The 17,863-nt window shown below is 46.7% G+C and carries 13 protein-coding genes; 3 read left to right on the forward strand and 10 right to left on the reverse strand.

Annotation, left to right across the window (positions count from 1 at the left end):
* Positions 1–16: 16 nt before the first annotated feature.
* A complete protein-coding gene (rseP, locus tag NQ518_RS11375) occupies positions 17–1,414 on the forward strand; it encodes an RIP metalloprotease RseP (RefSeq protein ID WP_227961800.1) in 1,398 nt (465 codons plus the stop codon).
* 95 nt (positions 1,415–1,509) lie between these two features.
* Here the strand turns inward: rseP and NQ518_RS11380 are convergent, their stop codons facing one another.
* The 5 genes from NQ518_RS11380 to pncB form a co-directional block, all read right to left on the reverse strand.
* A complete protein-coding gene (locus tag NQ518_RS11380; protein ID WP_227205242.1) occupies positions 1,510–3,369 on the reverse strand; it encodes a hypothetical protein in 1,860 nt (619 codons plus the stop codon).
* 70 nt (positions 3,370–3,439) lie between these two features.
* On the reverse strand, positions 3,440–3,616 hold the full coding sequence (locus tag NQ518_RS11385) for a hypothetical protein (protein WP_227205240.1): 177 nt from the start codon (positions 3,614–3,616) through the stop codon (positions 3,440–3,442).
* Between the two features lie 314 nt (positions 3,617–3,930).
* Positions 3,931–4,893, reverse strand: coding sequence for a phosphatase PAP2 family protein (locus tag NQ518_RS11390; protein ID WP_227205238.1), 963 nt, complete (start codon positions 4,891–4,893; stop codon positions 3,931–3,933).
* A gap of 13 nt (positions 4,894–4,906) precedes the next feature.
* Positions 4,907–5,926 carry an NAD-dependent epimerase/dehydratase family protein gene (locus NQ518_RS11395; RefSeq protein ID WP_227205236.1) on the reverse strand — a complete coding sequence of 340 codons (1,020 nt, stop codon included), beginning with the start codon at positions 5,924–5,926 and terminating at the stop codon, positions 4,907–4,909.
* A gap of 564 nt (positions 5,927–6,490) precedes the next feature.
* On the reverse strand, positions 6,491–7,711 hold the full coding sequence (gene pncB / locus NQ518_RS11400) for a nicotinate phosphoribosyltransferase (RefSeq protein WP_102696193.1): 1,221 nt from the start codon (positions 7,709–7,711) through the stop codon (positions 6,491–6,493).
* Positions 7,712–7,976: 265 nt separating this feature from the next.
* Here pncB and NQ518_RS11405 point away from each other — a divergent pair, with 265 nt between their 5' ends.
* Entirely contained in the window at positions 7,977–8,771 is a 795-nt protein-coding gene (locus NQ518_RS11405; RefSeq protein ID WP_227205234.1) for a Cof-type HAD-IIB family hydrolase, read from the forward strand.
* A 370-nt stretch (positions 8,772–9,141) separates the two neighbouring features.
* Positions 9,142–10,632, forward strand: a complete 1,491-nt coding sequence (gene cysS / locus NQ518_RS11410) for a cysteine--tRNA ligase (protein ID WP_227205232.1) — start codon at positions 9,142–9,144, stop codon at positions 10,630–10,632.
* A gap of 423 nt (positions 10,633–11,055) precedes the next feature.
* On the opposite strand, the gene miaB is transcribed toward cysS, so the two are convergent.
* The 5 genes from miaB to NQ518_RS11435 form a co-directional block, all read right to left on the reverse strand.
* On the reverse strand, positions 11,056–12,405 hold the full coding sequence (gene miaB, locus NQ518_RS11415) for a tRNA (N6-isopentenyl adenosine(37)-C2)-methylthiotransferase MiaB (protein ID WP_227205230.1): 1,350 nt from the start codon (positions 12,403–12,405) through the stop codon (positions 11,056–11,058).
* A 155-nt stretch (positions 12,406–12,560) separates the two neighbouring features.
* On the reverse strand, positions 12,561–13,028 hold the full coding sequence (locus NQ518_RS11420) for a PH domain-containing protein (RefSeq protein ID WP_227205228.1): 468 nt from the start codon (positions 13,026–13,028) through the stop codon (positions 12,561–12,563).
* Positions 13,029–13,069: 41 nt separating this feature from the next.
* Positions 13,070–14,455 carry a Gfo/Idh/MocA family protein gene (locus NQ518_RS11425; RefSeq protein ID WP_227205328.1) on the reverse strand — a complete coding sequence of 462 codons (1,386 nt, stop codon included), beginning with the start codon at positions 14,453–14,455 and terminating at the stop codon, positions 13,070–13,072.
* A 91-nt stretch (positions 14,456–14,546) separates the two neighbouring features.
* Complete coding sequence (gene rnr, locus NQ518_RS11430) at positions 14,547–16,742, reverse strand: ribonuclease R (protein WP_227961798.1); 2,196 nt, start codon at positions 16,740–16,742, stop codon at positions 14,547–14,549.
* 221 nt (positions 16,743–16,963) lie between these two features.
* Positions 16,964–17,863, reverse strand: coding sequence for a Ppx/GppA phosphatase family protein (locus tag NQ518_RS11435; RefSeq protein ID WP_040563452.1), 900 nt, complete (start codon positions 17,861–17,863; stop codon positions 16,964–16,966).

Below are 17,863 nucleotides of genomic sequence, written 5' to 3' on the forward strand. Positions count from 1 at the left end.
AACTCATCAAATAGAAATGGAAATATTCTTAATCAGGTTGCTCCAGTTTGTGCTGGCAATCTCCTTATTGGTCCTCTTACACGAAGGCGGACACATGTTTTTTGCCAAGCTCTTCGGTGTAAGAGTTGAAAAGTTCTTTGTCTTTTTCGATGTCGGCATCGGCAAGTGGAAGGGCCATTTGTTCAGTTTCAAACCCAAACATAGCGACACCACCTATGGTATGGGATGGCTTCCCTTGGGCGGTTATTGTAAAATAGCGGGTATGATAGACGAGAGTTTCGATACCGAACAGATGAAAAAGCCGGCCGAACCGTGGGAGTTTCGTTCCAAACCCGCATGGCAACGCCTGCTCATCATGATTGGTGGCGTAACCGTCAACTTTCTCTTGGCTCTTTTTATCTATTCCATGGTGTTATTTTATTGGGGTGAATCGTATGTGCAGGTCAAGGACATGACCCACGGAATGCGTTTCAATCAAGAGGCCAAGTCGTATGGATTTCAAGACCATGACATCCTTGTGGGTACCGACCAAGGTGCGTTCAAGGACTTCAACGCCGACGTTTATCGCGACTTGTCTACCGCCAAACGGGTCGACATCATCCGCAATGGGAAGCACATGAGCATCAACTTGCCTGGCGACCTGAACCTGTTGTCCATGCTGAAGAGCACCCCTCGCTTCGTCACACCGTTTGTATTGGCCGATGTAGACAGCGTCATGCCTGATGGAGCAGCGGCTAAAGCCGGTGTTAAAAAGGGTGATCGCATCGTCGCCATCAATGGTAAGCCAGTTGATTCTTGGAACGCTTTCCAAGACGAGGTAGGCGTGTTGAACGATCAACTCATGGCTGCCAAGACCCCGCAAGACAGCATGAAGATTCGAACGGCATCCATCGCATTCATGCATCTGGGTGCCTCGAAAGCCGATACGGCGCAGGTTGTGCTGAGCAAAGATTTGCTTTTGGGCGTGGGTATGACGAGCATTTACTCGTATTATCAACCCACCAAGAAAGAATACGGCTTCTTCGAGAGCTTCCCGGCTGGTGCCAAATACGGTTGGCATGTACTGGCTGGATATGTAGGCGACATGAAATATGTATTTACCGCTGATGGTGCCAAGTCGTTAGGAGGCTTCGGTGCTATCGGAAGTCTGTTCCCACCCGTATGGGATTGGCACATGTTCTGGCTCATGACGGCCTTCCTCAGCATCATCTTGGCCTTCATGAACATTCTTCCTATCCCCGCGTTGGATGGTGGACATGTGCTCTTCCTGTTGTACGAGATGATTACTCGCCGCAAACCCAGTGAGACATTCATGATTCGTGCCGAATACATCGGCATTGGTATCTTGCTGCTTTTGATGATCGTGGCCAACCTCAATGACGTGTTGCGCTGGCTGGGAATCATCACCTACTAAGGCAATACGGCCTTAATCTATATGCGAAGAGGCAAGGTGCGCGAGATTGTTAGCACCTTGCCTCTTCGCTTTATACTTACTTTTTTACTTGCTTTTTAGGGCTTTGTGGGTGTTACATATACTGGACGGATCGCAGCTATTCGCTTATCAGCGTTATTATCATCGGTGAGCATCCAATTACTTTCATACTCATAGCCAAAAAAGAAGTAGTAATAACTATTGAACTTTCCTTTTTGTGACAATTGTGTAGCCATGTAAGTACCAAGAGCGGCTGTCGTGGTATTTCTCTTATACAAATCAGAATAGGGTAAGAACAATCCTTTGTTCGCTCTGACCAACCCTGTTACGTTATTGAATTTATACAGTTCCTGGTAACTAACTTCCCTTCTGAAGAGAGGGGTGATGGAGTTGGTATCGTAACAGTAAACGCCATAGATTTTGCGTCCTCCAGCATCAAGGCAGTATGCGGGAATTATGTGTGCCTTGGTTATCAAAGCTACGAAATCATCAAGTGTCGGTATGCGATAATAAGTGGTGCCGTTGTTGGTCTTCGTACTGTTGTAAACAATGTCTTTATTGAGATTTTGGTAATCTTTATTAAATGGATGATGATCGACAAATTGAGGAGTATAGTCAAATACATCATGAACTGTTTTTGCCAATTTTCCCAGGTTATCCCATACTATATAATTCTTTGAAATAGTCCATTGTTCAGGTGCAATGCGTCCGTTGCTACTCCCGTCGGCATCGGTTATGAAATTGCCCGTAGCCCATTTCACGCCAGCCACTTCTACAAAAGGTTGATCGGCTTTGATTTCCTTTGTAAACAACACGTTGTTTAGAATCCTTTTGCCAGCTTCTACTTTCAGTGTTTTCCATGTCTTTTCATAGCACTTGTTCTCTTTCGTTACAACAATGATGCGTACATTGCTGTATGTCCCAGGAAACAATGATGCGTAAATATAGTTCTTGAGGTTAGTGGTAGTTGCTGGATAACCTCTTAAATCCAGCATGATATTCGTCGTATAGTCGTTCATTCCACCATCATCAAATTTTCCAAAAATTAGGTCGAATACAGCAAGTGACTTTACGTTGGAGATATAGACGCCTTGAATCTCCTTTGCCTGAAGTATGTTGCCATCAGGAGTAGCAAATCTTATTCCCAGCATTCCCATCAAGTGTTTCATGGTGACACGTCCCACCTGAACGTTGTCATTAGAAACTTTTTCTACACTTTTTGTTGCGTATTGAAAGTCAAATTTTTTCCCAATGGTTTCAATGGTTCCATCCTGAGATGAAATGTCCAAGTGCACGTTACGTGAAATGTTCGTTTGATTTTTATGATAGCTATTTAAATTATAACCAAGCTCTTCATTTATCAATGCTGAGCTGTATCCACTTAATTTGCCATCGACATAGTCTCCGGGCAATCTTATATTGTATGATGACCCACCAGAGCTTGTAGAAGATGATTCTAACGGATAAAGAACCTTGCCTTTATATTCTCGCCTATCTACTTCTTTCCCGTTCTCTTGATTTTCATCTACTGCGGCGCTCGCCGGATAGAATAGGAAAATGCTGGTTCCTTTACTAACAGTTGACGTGGTAACTATCGTACCTGTAAAACCTGATGTTTGCTGTCCGTCTTGTACAGCCGACAAAACGTCGTATGTTGGTCTGTCGTTCTTAGAACTGTAAGTGTAGGCTATCAACTGGTCGGTTTGTTTGCTCCAATACGATTGTATGGGTTCGGCTTTTCCATCTGCCCCTGGTTGTCCACCTTTTAACGATCGTGTTGCGGGGTCAGTTCCCACTGAAAGCTGGTATGTATAGGTACCGGTTGTATTGCTTGATGTTTTTACTTCCTGTTCGAAATCTTGATCCTGGCACCCCATTAGCGACATGGCTGTAACCAACAGGATGAATGCTGAAAGTAATTTACTTGTATTATTCATTGTTTTCTTATTGTATTTGTTAAAAACTGGATTACGCCGTGTATTTGACGGTCAGTTACGCTTGTTGGCGTTAGGGTAATGTAAATGGGTCTTTGGGCGAAGGCGTTTCATTCTCATCCTCTTCGATACTATTATCATTTCCCTCTTCAATATCCTTGGTTGTGATAGTGGCTGTGATCATTTGAAGCACTTCAGCAGAGAGTTGATAAACCTCTATTGCTGGTTTTATAAACTTTTTTTTCTTCATTATTCATGTTGGTTATACCTTTGCTGCCAATAGGCAGCAAAGGTGTTCTTAAATATGCTGTCGGACAAATGATGTGAACCTAATCTTCGTCCACCTATCATTTTTTGTGACAACGGCTTATAAATCATACAAAGGTAACAAAAAGATTCCTCTCATCCCGTTTTTAATATACTTTAATTTTGGTTTAACTTGTAATGCCGCCATGTTTCCATTCAATACCTTGAAGCCCAACTACATTAACGTTAGAGGGTAAAAGAATGGCGTTCGAAATTCGGTCGTGCAATGTTATCATTCAAGAAGTCATGTTCCACTCGTCACTTTACTTTTTTTCCCAAGAACATGAAAAGAAAGTAAAAGGCAACACCCGATATGAATCCGGCAATGGCGTCTATCACATAGTGGGCCTGGATGTACACCGTGGCGAGGCAAAGAAACACATAGAAGGGCACCAACAGCCAGAGTAGCTTGCGGTTACGCGTGTGTCCAATCAACAACATGCATACCGTGGCGATGCCTACGTGTGAACTTGGAAAGGCTGCCGTGGGTCGTTCGCCTGCCGCTTTGGCATCTTCCACCAAGTGATAGAACAGTCCTTCTTGATAACCCGGACTAACCAGGCATTCTTGATGATAGTTGAAATAGTCGTTCACGCTTGGGAATATTCCTCTTGCCGCATTCTCCAGTCCGATGGCCTTGAAGTAAAATGTAGGTCCAACGACGGGCAATAAATCATAAATGGCATAGTAAGCGAAAAATGATGCGACGAGGACCCAAGTGCAACGCTGAAATTCTTTCTGCCGGCACACAAAGTAAAAAAGAGCGGTAAGGGCTATCATCGGATAGAAAGAGGCATAGCCAAGATCAATCAGTTCACTGAAAATGGGCGACGAAAACGCCTGGGAAAAGACCAATGCCGGCTGCATGCCAAAGATGGCTTGCTCGCAACTGGCAAAAATATGGTCAAGATTGGGCAGCACTCGGTTCAGTTCGTAGGTGTCTGGATACCACCATGCCAGCAGTCCCATCTGTGCGAAGATGCGGGCGGAGAGCGTCAGACGGCAAGACAGCAGACGGTATACTCCCCACAAAGCCAATGTCATGGCGCCCACTTGTATGCGCCCGATAATCATCGAATGTGGGTTGACCAGCTTGGTGTAGGTGAAGAATATCATCAGAAAGGTGAACCCCATGTAGGCAAACATGGCCCACTCGATAGGTAAGAGCCCGCGCTTGGGTTTCTTCTCGATGGAGAATAGTTCAGAAAAGAAATATTTCATCAGTATGCGTTCATTAGTTTTTAGGGGCTGCTTTGCTGGAAAGCCAGTGATTCTCGCAATACCACTTCACGGTTTCTTTCACACCTTGTTCCAATTTGTAGTGTGGATGATACCCCAGCTCGTCCATGGTTGGCTCGATGTTGCAGCGCCAGTTCCGTTGCCGTAGAATGTTATATTTATCATTGTTCAGCGCAATGGGCTTTCCCGTTTTTCTGCCTACAAGTTCACCACACGCTGTGATGATGCGCAAGAGCCATAGCGGTGCTTTCAGGCGCACGCACCAAGGATTGCCCAACTCTTGGCGGATGAGGTCGCTGAAAGTGTCAGATTGGTATACACCTCCGTCGGTGAGGAAGTATTTGCGACCACTCATGCCGCGGTCGATGGCCAGAAATACGGCCTGAACCACATCGAGGATGTACACGAAGGTGATGTCTTGCCGACTGAAGCCAGCTGCGAAATCCAGATGACGTGCAATACTTTTAACCATCAGGAAATAGTCTTTTTCGCGTGGACCGTAGATGCCTGTTGGCCGAAGAATGATGTATGGAAAGTCGTTTCCAATGGAATCGAGGTAGCGTTCGGCCTCCAGTTTGCTTTTGCCATACGCCGTATTGGGTAGGGGAGTGTCGTGCTCGTTGATTTCGGTAAACGGTTTCTGTTCTCTGATGGCGCCAAACACACCCAGCGTACTGATGTAGATGAATCGCTTGATGGGCATCTTCAGCTTTAGAATGGCGTTCACCAAGTGCTGGGTTCCTTCGGTGTTGACACGGTGAAAATCGTCCGGATGAACACATTTGGTGACGCCAGCGGCATGAACAACATAGTCGAAAGCTTGCCCCTCGAGCTGTTGAACCAATTTCTCTTCCGACGAAAAGTCCAACTCGATGAAGTGAATGCGCTCATCCTGGAGGTATCGACGTGAACTGGATGGCCTGACAGCCGCCCAAACCTCCATACCCCGTTGTAAGGCTTCATCAACAAGATGACTGCCGACGAAACCCGATGCACCAGTGATTAGAATGCTCATTGAAAAGTTGTAATTACGCTGCAAAAATAGACAATTTTTCCGAATAATCAGCTTGTTCGGATAAAAAACGGCTTGTTGTGCCACGGCTCTCTCTTGGAAGAAAGATTGATGACTGTTAAAAACAAGTATCTGCATTTGTTTCAACAACCCATGTCAAGAGTGAAAGGGATCACCTTGTTCGCACGCAATGAACGCAGTCGTTTGGACGAAAAAAGTGAATTTGCAAATGCATAACCATTCAGCTGAAAAAAACATGATATTCCCCTGCATTTTAAACGCATTGACTTTACCTGCCAAACTCATTGACTTTGGAGTTCAAACCCATTGACTTTAGCGGCCAAACTCAATGAGATTGGACACCCATGTATTTTCATATCTTTGACAAACTTGTTTCTTTGTTATAATCTTTTGATAGCCAGTTGTTTGAGGTTTACCTGCTGGGTTTTCTCAAGTGAACCTGTATTGATGGTTTCAGTTGTCATCTGCCGCAAAACAAAAAAGGTGTGTCAGCCATTTGACATACCTCATTTTATATGGGTTTCTTTATTCGTCAAGCAAGAAAGGCTATCCTATCTGCCGCAAGAGATAGGCGCACTTTTCAGCATCCCCTGTGGTTTTGCCCTTGTCGCACGACAGCTTAACGCAATCGTGCCATTCGCGTTTCTCGGTGATTCTGCTGCGCGTAAGTTTCACGACGATGTTCATGGGTTCGGCATTCGCTACGTCACAGGTCAGAAAGGTACCCACGCCATAACTGTCTTGCATGCGTCCATCGACATATTTGTGTATCCGGATGGCCTTCTCAATGTCCAGTCCGTTGCTGTACACCACCTGTTTGGTTGCCGGGTTGATGCCCAGACTCTCATATTTCTCAATGATTTTGTCGGTCTGTTCATTCTCATCGCCACTGTCCACGCGCAGTCCTACGAACATCATCGCCATGCGTTTGGATAGATTGTTGAAAAACACTTTGTCGCCGAAGCAGTCGTACAGATAGATGCCATTATCGCCATCGTACACGTCACTGAACTTTTTCATTACGTTGAAGTTGCATTCAAAGACACCACTGACGTTCTCCTCGAACTGGATGAGCTGATGGCTCATGGTGCCAATGGGCGTGAGATGGTGCTTCATGGCCAGGTAAACATTGCTGGTTCCCGTGAATCTGCCCGACCAGCGGTGGTGTCCGTCGTCGTCATCGTAGCCACCTTGCTCGTACACCTCCTTCATCACGCGCAACACCATGTCGTGATGATCGAACGAGAAGCGCCGCCGCGTGCCCATATCTCCCAGCACCAGGCCATTCTTAAGAATTTCAATCGCTTTCTGTCGGGTGCGCTCAGCCTCGCGTTTCGGGTCGTATGCGTCACGTTCTCCACGCAGGTTGTGCATCAACTCAGATACGATGGCGAGGATAGGCATTTCCCACATGATGGCCGAATACCACTTGCCACGCACCGTAATGTCCAAATGCCCCTGCTCATCCTGCGACACGGTGACCTCGTGAGGATTGAAGCGATAGCCACGAAGGAAGGTGAAATACCATTTTGGAAGGTAATACATCTTTTTCTTCATGAACTCAATCTCCTCCGATGTAATCATCACTTGTGGCATGTAGCCCAGCTGTTCTTCCACCAAAGCGGTGAATCCCTTTGGGTAAACGGTGTCGTTGCGGTCAAAGAAAGTGTACTCAACCTCTGCGCGAGGATACTTCTGCAGGACGTAATATTGACAACTGAAGGTATAAGCATCGTTGTCGGTGAGGTGACTGATAATCTGTTTCATCGTTTTTTCTTATGTTGTGTTTTTGGAAAAAATAGCGCAAGCCGAAGACAAAGGAAACTTGTTTGCTTTGTTGAGGCGCAGCCTATCTTTGGCAAAGATACGTTTTTCCTTGCAATAATCATGTAAGTTGGTCGATTATTGAATGTTAACGAAATATTTTTCGGATAGTTTTCGGAAAGCAGTACCTTTGCAAGTGAATTGTCATAGATATACTATAAGGGTATGTGTCGTGATCTATTTTCCCACTGTTCAATATTGATTTTTGATGAAACAACCCAAAATAAAAGCTTTATTTTTTGACATCGACGGTACGTTGGTGAGTTTTAAAACCCACAAGATTCCCGCCTCAACCACAGAATCTCTGGAAAGAGCAAAGGCAAACGGCGTGGAAATATATATCTCTACGGGTCGTCCAACACCGCTCATCACCGTTTTGGGCGACATCGAACATTTGATAGACGGCTACATCACGGCCAATGGAGCCTATTGTTTTGCCCACAACGAGGACGTTTGTTTGCACGCCATCCCCGCGAACGACGTTGAAACGATGGTGGAAGAAGCCACCCGACAACGTTTTTCTTGCGTGCTGGTGGGTACTAAGAACCTGTGTATTTACCAGCCGGACGAGAAGTTTCGACGCATCTTCGTGGACATGCTGCAAGTGAAAGCCTTTGAGCAAGGGGTCACTATCGATGAGATTCTTAAAGAACCCATCCTGCAAATGAGTCCGTTCATCACGCCGCAGCAAGAAGAAGCACTCATGCAAAAACTTACTGGATGCCTCTCCGGCCGTTGGCATCCGGAGTTTACTGACGTCACTTCACGATGGGCCGACAAGGGGCAGGGACTGCATGCCATGGCCCGTCACCTGGACTTCTCGATGGAAGAGACGATGGCGTTTGGCGATGGCGGCAATGACATTTCCATCATTGAGCAAGCCGCCGTTGGCGTGGCGATGGGCAATAGTGTGCCTGAATTGAAGAAAGTGGCCGACTACGTCACCACGTCGGTGGACGAAGATGGTGTGAAGAACGCACTCGAACGGTACGGCGTGATTTAAGGCTGGTTCTATAAATTACCACCGCACATAGTCATTAAATGTTTATGAAATACGTTTTGTTATCTTTTGGCTTCTTTTTGGTTCAAAATGTAAGTTCGTTCAGTCGTGTAGCTCGCTACACTCCTTCACTCTCTTGCATTTTGACCTCAAAAATAAGCTCAAAATCTAACAAAGCTAATTTATAGAACCAGCCTTGAAAGCTGTGAGCCAAACGGCGGCGGCTAGCATGCTGCTGTTTGCCTGTTCGTTTGCATCAGCATGCAAAGTTGAACGGACTCGGCTTTTCTTTTTCCGTCTTTTTGTTTCACACTCTTTTGCTCTTTTGCTGAAATGTCGTAACTTTGCAAATAGATATCAACACGATTGACTTATGGAACAAAAACTTTTTGTCTACAATACGTTGACCCGCAAGAAGGAACTTTTCAAACCACTGCATGCCCCCAACGTGGGTATGTATGTGTGTGGCCCAACAGTTTATGGTGATCCTCACTTGGGACATGCGCGCCCGGCCATTACGTTCGACATTCTTTTTCGTTATCTCAAGCACTTGGGGTATAAGGTGCGCTATGTGCGTAACATCACGGACGTAGGTCATTTGGAACACGATGCCGATGAGGGGGATGACAAGATAGAGAAGAAGGCCCGCTTGGAACAGCTCGAACCGATGGAGATAGCACAGCTTTATACCAACCGATATCATGCGGCCATGGATGCGCTGAACGTGCTGCGTCCCAGCATTGAGCCACATGCCACGGGACACATCATAGAGCAAGAAGAGCTGGTGAAACAAATCATGGCGAATGGTTACGCTTACGAGAGCAACGGTTCGGTGTATTTCGACATAGAGAAGTACAACAAAGACCATCACTACGGCATCCTGTCGGGGCGCAACTTAGACGACGTCATCAATAACAGTCGTGAGTTGGATGGTGTAGACGAGAAGCGCAACCAAGTGGATTTTGCACTGTGGAAGCGTGCCATGCCCGAACATATCATGCGCTGGCCCAGTCCGTGGAGCGATGGGTTCCCCGGTTGGCACTGTGAGTGTACGGCCATGGGACGTAAGTATCTGGGCAATCACTTTGATATTCACGGCGGCGGAATGGACTTGGTTTTCCCGCATCACGAGTGCGAGATTGCACAAGCCGTAGCCAGTCAGGGCGACCAGATGGTGCGCTATTGGATGCACAACAACATGATTACCATTAACGGAAAGAAGATGGGAAAGAGTTTGGGCAACTTCATTACCCTCGAACAGTTCTTCCATGGCACGCATGAACGTTTGACGCAAGCGTATTCGCCCATGACCATTCGGTTCTTCATCCTGTCGGCCCACTACCGCAGTACCGTCGACTTCTCGAACAAAGCCTTACAGGCAAGTGAGAAAGGGTTGGAACGTTTGATGAACGGCATCAACGACTTGGAGCGCATTCAGGCAGCATCCACATCGGATGAGGCTACCCATCAACTGGTTGTGACTTTACGCCAGAAGTGCCATGAGGCGATGAATGATGACTTGCAGACACCAACCGTCATCAGTAACTTGTTTGAAGCGTGTCACACTATCAACTCCCTGCTCGACCACAAAGGCAGCATCAATGCGGAAGACCTTACCGAACTGAAGGATGTGATGCGGCTATTCGCCTTCGACTTGCTTGGTCTTAAGAGCGAGAAGGGAAGTAACAACGATGCGCGCGAGGCGGCTTACGGCAAGGTGGTTGACATGGTTCTGGCACTCAGAGCTAAGGCCAAGGCTGAGAAAGACTGGGCTACAAGCGACCAAATACGCGACGCTTTAGCAGAAAATGGGTTTGAGGTGAAAGACACCAAAGACGGGGTGACGTGGAAGCTGAATAGATAGTTTGTCGTTGGGGCAACCTTACAAAATCGGCATGACACCTCATGTAGTGTGTCATGCCGATTCATTTATTATAGTTTTTCCTGTTGGGGAGTATTGTTCTTACGAGGTCGTCTAAGGTAATAACCATTTTTGGCTATTTTATATGCGCTGATGCAAGCCCAAAGTAGTGCAAACCCCGTAGAAGAAATAAGCGTGTTTTTAAGTGAAAACTCTATATCTAATAGGTGGTCTAGCAAGAGTGAACCTATAAAATACAAAAGAAAACAACAAAGAGAAGTGAAAATGACTTCTAATACCAGATATATTTTTCTTTTCATAAGTAAATATTTTATACTTTCAACTTCATCGTAGGGCGGTTTCGTATATGATATTTGTATGTTTTTTTATTCTCAATAAGGAATAAAAAATGTAGCGATTGGTAGTTTACAGGGCCTCTCCAAACAACGTCGCTGATGTGCTGCCGACGATGCGCACACGCACGGTTTCACCGATATGGTGATTTACTTTGTCGAACACCACCATCTTGTTTTGCTCCGTTCTGCCGCAAAGCTGCTCCCTGCTGCGTTTGCTGAAGCCCTCTACCAGCACGTCAAAAACCTTGCCTTCGTCCTTTTTGTTAGAGACGGCGCTTAGTTCTGTTTGTAGATGTATCATCTCGTTCAGGCGTCGTATCTTCTCTTCTTCGGACACGTTGTCTGGTAAATGCTTAGACGCATAGGTGCCGGGACGCTCGGAATATTTGAACATGAAAGCCGAGTCGTAACCAACGGCACGCATCAAGGCCAGCGATTGTTGGTGATCTTCTTCTGTTTCGCCATGATAGCCCACGAACATATCGGTAGAAACGCCGCAATCGGGAATGATGCGGCGAATGGCATTGATGCGGTCCATGTACCATTCAACGGTGTATTTGCGGTTCATCAGCTTCAATATCTTATTGCTACCGCTCTGCACTGGGAGGTGAATGTGCTTGCAAACATTAGGCTCTTCGGCAATCACGCGCAGCGTATCGTCGCTCATGTCCTTAGGGTGCGACGAGGTAAAGCGAATGCGTACGCCGGGAACTTCGTGTGCCACACGGCGCAAGAGCTTTGGAAAATCAATGGTTTCTGCCGGAATTGTTTCGCCTGTTGCCGACAAATGTTCGGGAATGGTAAAACAATAAGAGTTGACGTTTTGCCCCAACAGCGTAATTTCCTTGTAGTGCTTGTCGCGCAGGTCGCGCACTTCGCGCAAGATACTCTCCACGTCTCTCGACCTTTCTCTACCTCTTGTGTAGGGTACGATGCAGTAGTGGCAGAAGTTGTTGCATCCCCTCATGATGCTTACGAAGCCTCCTATCTTGCCTAAAAGAAGCCGTTGAGGAACCACATCCTTATAGGTTTCGGTCTTTGAGAGTTCTATATCGATTGCTTTGTTGCCCGTTTCAGCTTGCGCAATCATGTCGGGAAGGTTCAAATACGAATCGGGTCCACACACCAAGTCGGTGTGATGGTTATTCAACAAATCGTCTTTCACCCGTTCGGCCATACAGCCCAACACGCCTAATATCAGGTTTCTGCCCGTCTTTCGCTCTGCGTGAAGCGAGTCAAGTCGGTTATATATCTTGTTTTCAGCATTCTCTCTGACGCTGCAGGTATTCAGAAAAATGGCATCAGCCTCGTCCTCCTTGTCGCATATCTCATACCCCGCCATCTGCATGACCGATGCAACAACCTCGCTGTCGGCCACGTTCATTTGGCATCCGTATGTCTCGATGTAAAGCTTCTTCATTGTCTATGGTTTTGGGCTACAAAGGTACAAAAAATCTTCCACATGCTGATTGAAACGCATAAAAAGCGGGACATCCACCTAATGGCATGGGTTTATGCCCCTCCTTAGTGGCATGCACGACATCAGTAAGCGTACAGATGCCATGCAGGGAGCCTTTATTCAGATGCTTTCAGTGCGTCTATCATCTGATGAATCTTCGTGCTGAACACGATGGGGTCTTGGATATACTCGAAACTGTTGGTTGCTTCTCCGGTTGTTACATAGACGGTACCGTAGTTGAAGATGCGCCCTAACATGGATTGTTTGATTTGCACGCCTTCGCATTTGCGGAGCATCAACTCCAAAGAGTTGCGCTCAATGATACCTTTTTTTGCGATAATGCGCTTGTTGGTCAGTGCATACTGCCGTCCTCCATTTGCTGATATAGAACCCAGAACGGCGAATAGCACGAGCAACAGGCAAGCTGCGATTTGAAGATGGAAAAGAGTTCCCTCCGTTGGAAAGACCAACAAGAGAATCCCAAGGACGGCCAACGATGCCGAACGCCAGTAAATAGCCGAGTGTAGTCGTGGGCGGTAAACAACACGTTCGCCCTCCATCAAACTTTTATCGATATATCCCATATTATAAAAATCAATTCTTAGCGAGGCTTTTTGAGGGGTTTTTATGGAGCAAAATGATATTGAAAGCCGTTAATACGCTTCCAAGCTCCACGCGTAAAGTCGGGTATGGCGACTGGTGCCGAATTGTTTTCGATAGACAATCTGGTGAGTTCTCCCAGACAGCACCATTCGGCTAAGTCGTACACATCCATGTCGAGCGGAAGTCCATTCTGTAGACAATAAACCAAACGATAGTCCATGATGTAGTCCATGCCGCCGTGTCCACCCACCTTCTTGGCTTTCTCTTGAAGGTCTTTGACAAACTGTGGCGTGTATTGTTGCAGCAACTCGTCACGAACTTTCTCTGCTACTGCAGCATGAGCCGTGAGGTTTTCGTGACTAATCTTCTCGTTGGTAGCCAACTGTTTGGGCCTGAAAGCCAGTTCGCCAATAGGATATTTGCTGGCATAACCATCGGTTCCAACCACCTGATACATGCGGTTGTAGGGACGTGGTGTCATGACATTGTGCTGAATGAGCATGGTTTTCCCCTTGACAGTGCGAATCAATGTTGAGGTTTGGTCGCCGTTTTGGAAGTCGTTACAAGGTTTTCCGGTCTGCTTTTCAACGAGTTTTGGGCCGATAGTCGCTTTGGTATCCATGGCAACGAGATATTCCATGCGATCTCCACGATGAATATTTAGCACCTGACAGTCAGGGCCAATGCCGTGAGTAGGATAAACATCCCCTCGATTCTTGCGATTGAAATCAATTCGCCAGTTGTGCCAATACTCGCCCCAAAAGTCCTCTAAGTTGTGGATGTAGGCACCTTCTACATGCAAAACCTCACCGAAGAGACCTTGTTGTGCCATGTTGAGGGTGGACAACTCAAAGAAGTCGTACACGCAGTTTTCCAACATCATGCAATGCTTCCGTGTGCGTTCAGCCGTATTGATCAATGCCCAGATTTCTTTCAAATTGGTTGCAGCAGGCACCTCAATGGCCACATGCTTTCCATGGTTCATGGCATAAAGTGCTATTGGCACATGATGAACCCAGTCGGTTGCGATGTAGATGATGTCGATGTCCTTGCGTTCGCACATCTTCTTGTATGCATCTATACTGCCACTATAGGCCACAGCGTGGTGTCGTCCGTGCTTATCAAGCCTCTTCTGGCTAAGCTCTACACGGTCGGCCTCTACGTCACAGAGCGCCACGATGTCCGTTCCAGGAATCTGGCTCCATCGTTCTACGGCACTAACCCCGCGCATTCCCAATCCAACAAAGCCCACGCGAACCGTTTGTAACTTAGGTGTGGTGAGCAGTAGCACGTCCTTTTGTTCGGCAGGACGTTGGGGTATGTTGGTCTCTATGACCTTGATGTTCTTCGCATCTACATGAGTTGGGGAAACCAGAAGAAAGCACAACAGCCATGCAAGCAACTGCATTGGTACTTTATTGGTGAGATTCATTGAATGATTAAATTAGTTAAACAAAATTGATAAGTCTACTTTTTTCTTCGATTTGATGGATAAATGATTAGTTGACCAGTGTGAAGTCGAGTTGTCTCTTCTCCAGATTGGCCTGTGCCACCTTAATTCTGATGGGATCTCCCAGCTGGTATTTGTGATGGTGTCGACGGCCAACGAGACAATAATTCTTCTCATCAAAGTCGTAATAGTCGTCATCCAAATCGTGCATGGGTACCATTCCCTCGCAATGATTCTCGTCGATTTCGCAATAGATACCATAGCTTTGGATGCCACTGATGTGCGCATCAAACTCTTCACCGATATGCTCACCCATGAATTCCACCATCTTGTACTTGATGGAGTCACGCTCGGCATTGGCTGCCACCTGCTCCATGTCAGAACTATGCTCGCACAAACGCTCGTAATAGTCCTTGTTGGCGCTGCGGCCACCCTTTGCATATCGTGTCAACAGGCGGTGAACCATCATGTCTGGATAACGCCGGATGGGCGACGTGAAGTGTGTGTAATAGTCGAAAGCCAAGCCAAAGTGTCCTATATTATAAATGGTGTACTTCGCCTTCATCATCGCTCTGAGAGCGACGGTCTGTATGAGTTTCTGTTCATCCGTGCCGTCAACGGCTTCCATCAGACGATTAAGACTGCGGGCAGTTTGTCCCTTTGTCCCTGCCGTTTTCATCTTATAGCCGAATTTCACGATAAAATCTTTTAGGTTTTCCAGCTTCTGTGGGTCGGGATTGTCGTGTACACGGTAAGGCAAAGTCTTGGCTTTAGCACTCTTTTTCACCTTTCCTACGCTCTCGGCCACGGTGCGGTTGGCCAACAACATAAACTCTTCAATCAGCTTGTTGGCATCTTTTGAACGTTTAAAATAGCAGCGTACGGGCTTACCCTTCTCATCAACATCGAAATGAAGTTCTTCAGAATCAAACTTCACCGCACCGTTCTTGAAGCGTTCCTCACGCAACTTCTTGGCCAAGGCGTCCAGCATAATCAGCTCCTTAGCATGCTCTCCCTTGTATCCACCCTTGTGTGGTGCCGGTGCAGGCTGCCCCGTTCCGTCTACCACACCATTGTCTTCAAGCAATTGTTGCACCTCTTCGTAGGCATATCTGCGATTGCTCTTGATGACAGTATGCACGATACGCTGGCTCCGAATGAATCCATCGACGTCCATCTCCACGATGACGCTGTAGCAAAGTTTCTCTTCATTGGGGCGAAGGGAGCAGATGAAGTTGCACAATCGTTCGGGCAACATCGGGATGGTGCGGTCTACCAGATACACGGATGTGGCACGTTTCTGCGCCTCTTTGTCGATGATGGAATTTTCGGTAACATAGTGTGTTACGTCAGCAATGTGGATACCAACCTCCCAAATGCCTTTGCTTACCTCACGAATAGACAAGGCATCGTCGAAATCCTTGGCATCTTTAGGGTCAATCGTGCAAGTGAACACCTGTCGAAAGTCTTCTCTTTCAGCCAAATCCTGTGGGGTAATCTCGCCACTGATTCGCTCCGCAGCCTCTTCAACTGCCTTTGGATACTTGTAAGGCAAGCCGTATTGCGCCAAGATGGTGTGCATCTCCGCATCGTTATCGCCAGTCTTGCCCAGCACGTCGATAACCTCTCCTATGATGTTTTTATGATTCTCATCGGGCCATTTGCTCACTTTCACCACCACCTTGTCGTTGGTTTGACCGCCCTTCAGCTTGTTTCTTGGAATCAAGATGTCGTTGGCGAACAAGTTCTCCTGTGTCACCAGGAAGGCGATGTTCTTTTCAACTCGCAGTTTACCGACGAACTGATCGCGCGAACGTTGTAGTATTTCGATGACCTGTGCTTCTTTGATGTGCTTTTGACGGCGCGCCATGAGCGACACTTTCACGCGGTCACCATTGAGTGCCGACATCGAGTTGCGCTCTGAAACAAAGATGGGTTTGTCGCTTCCATCGGGGATGAACGAGTTTTTCCCATTACCTTTGCGCCGAAAAATCCCTTCCACCACCTGTCCCATTTGGTTGAGGCGGTATGAATGGTCAGACACCTTTGTCAAGAAATCGTCCCAAGCCATCTCTTCCATCAGGTCGATGGCGAGCATCTTTAGCGGATGCGTGTTCAGCTTGAGCGTACGGAATATCTCTTTATAACTAAATGTTTTTTCCGGTTGTGTTGTAAAGAACCCTTCCAGCTTTTCAGCCAATTGCTTTTTGGACATGCGTTTGCCACCTTTTTTTTCTTTTCCCATCTTGTTCCGTGTTTTATGATACTTATTGCAAATTAACAAAAAATAATTGACACAACATGTATTTATTACGATTATTTTGCATTAAAATAATGTTTCGAAGTTATTCCGAGAATGTGCTGTCGAATAATCATTTGCACCTCAACCGCACATTGATGACAAACGAACGGGGGCTGATACCCCACTGGTACCAAGCCCCGTTATAGTCTGCATCGCATGATTTTCTACTTTGTTTGGCAGTACTCACGGTATAAACCGTCGACAATGCTATCGGCCAAACTGATGTTGGGTACATAGATGGTGTCACATTTCAAGGCCTTGGCCACCATCAGGAAGATTTCCGCAGCAGGTATGATAACATCGGCTCGGTCGTCTTTCAAACCGTACTTTTCTTTCCTTTCTTCTTCGCTGAGCTTAGAAAGTGCCTCGTATATTTCCTTCAATTCCTCCACTTTCATTTGCTTTTCGTCGTTCTTGCCGTGCGTCAGCCTGAAAAGTTTGTTGATGTTGCCGCCCGAACCAATAATCTGCGTGTCAGGAAAATGTTCGGCATACTCGTCCAACATGCCCCGCATCTGATGCTTGGTGGCGTTGGTTACCTTGCCACTGAGCATGCGCAGGGTACCCATATCGAATGAATGACTCTCGGCCAGTGCACCATCATGCAGCAATGAAATCTCGGTACTGCCGCCTCCCACGTCTACGTATGCGAAATTACCCGTTTGACTATTGGTTTGTTCAATGATGTTGTTGCAAAGCAGTCGTGCTTCTTCCTCGCCCCGAATAATCTCCAGTTTGATGCCCGTCTCACGCTCAATCTCTTTCATTACCTTCTTCCCATTGTCTGCATCGCGCATGGCTGCGGTGGCACAGGCACGGTATTGATCCACCTGGTAGAGCAGCATGAACTGTTTGAAGCCTTTCATCATGCGCATCATCATCGTGGCGCGGTCTTTCGAAATCTTGCCTAATGTAAACACGTCTTTGCCTAATCGCAGGGGAATGCGGATGAACATCACCCGTTTAAAGCGCTCAAATTGGGGCGCACTGTCATCAAAACGCTTGATTAACAGGCGCGCACCGTTCGATCCAATGTCAATTGCTGCGAATGTTTTTGCTTCCAT

It is taken from the genome of Hoylesella buccalis ATCC 35310, from assembly GCF_025151385.1.
In the GTDB taxonomy this organism is placed as follows: Bacteria; Bacteroidota; Bacteroidia; order Bacteroidales; family Bacteroidaceae; genus Prevotella; species Prevotella buccalis.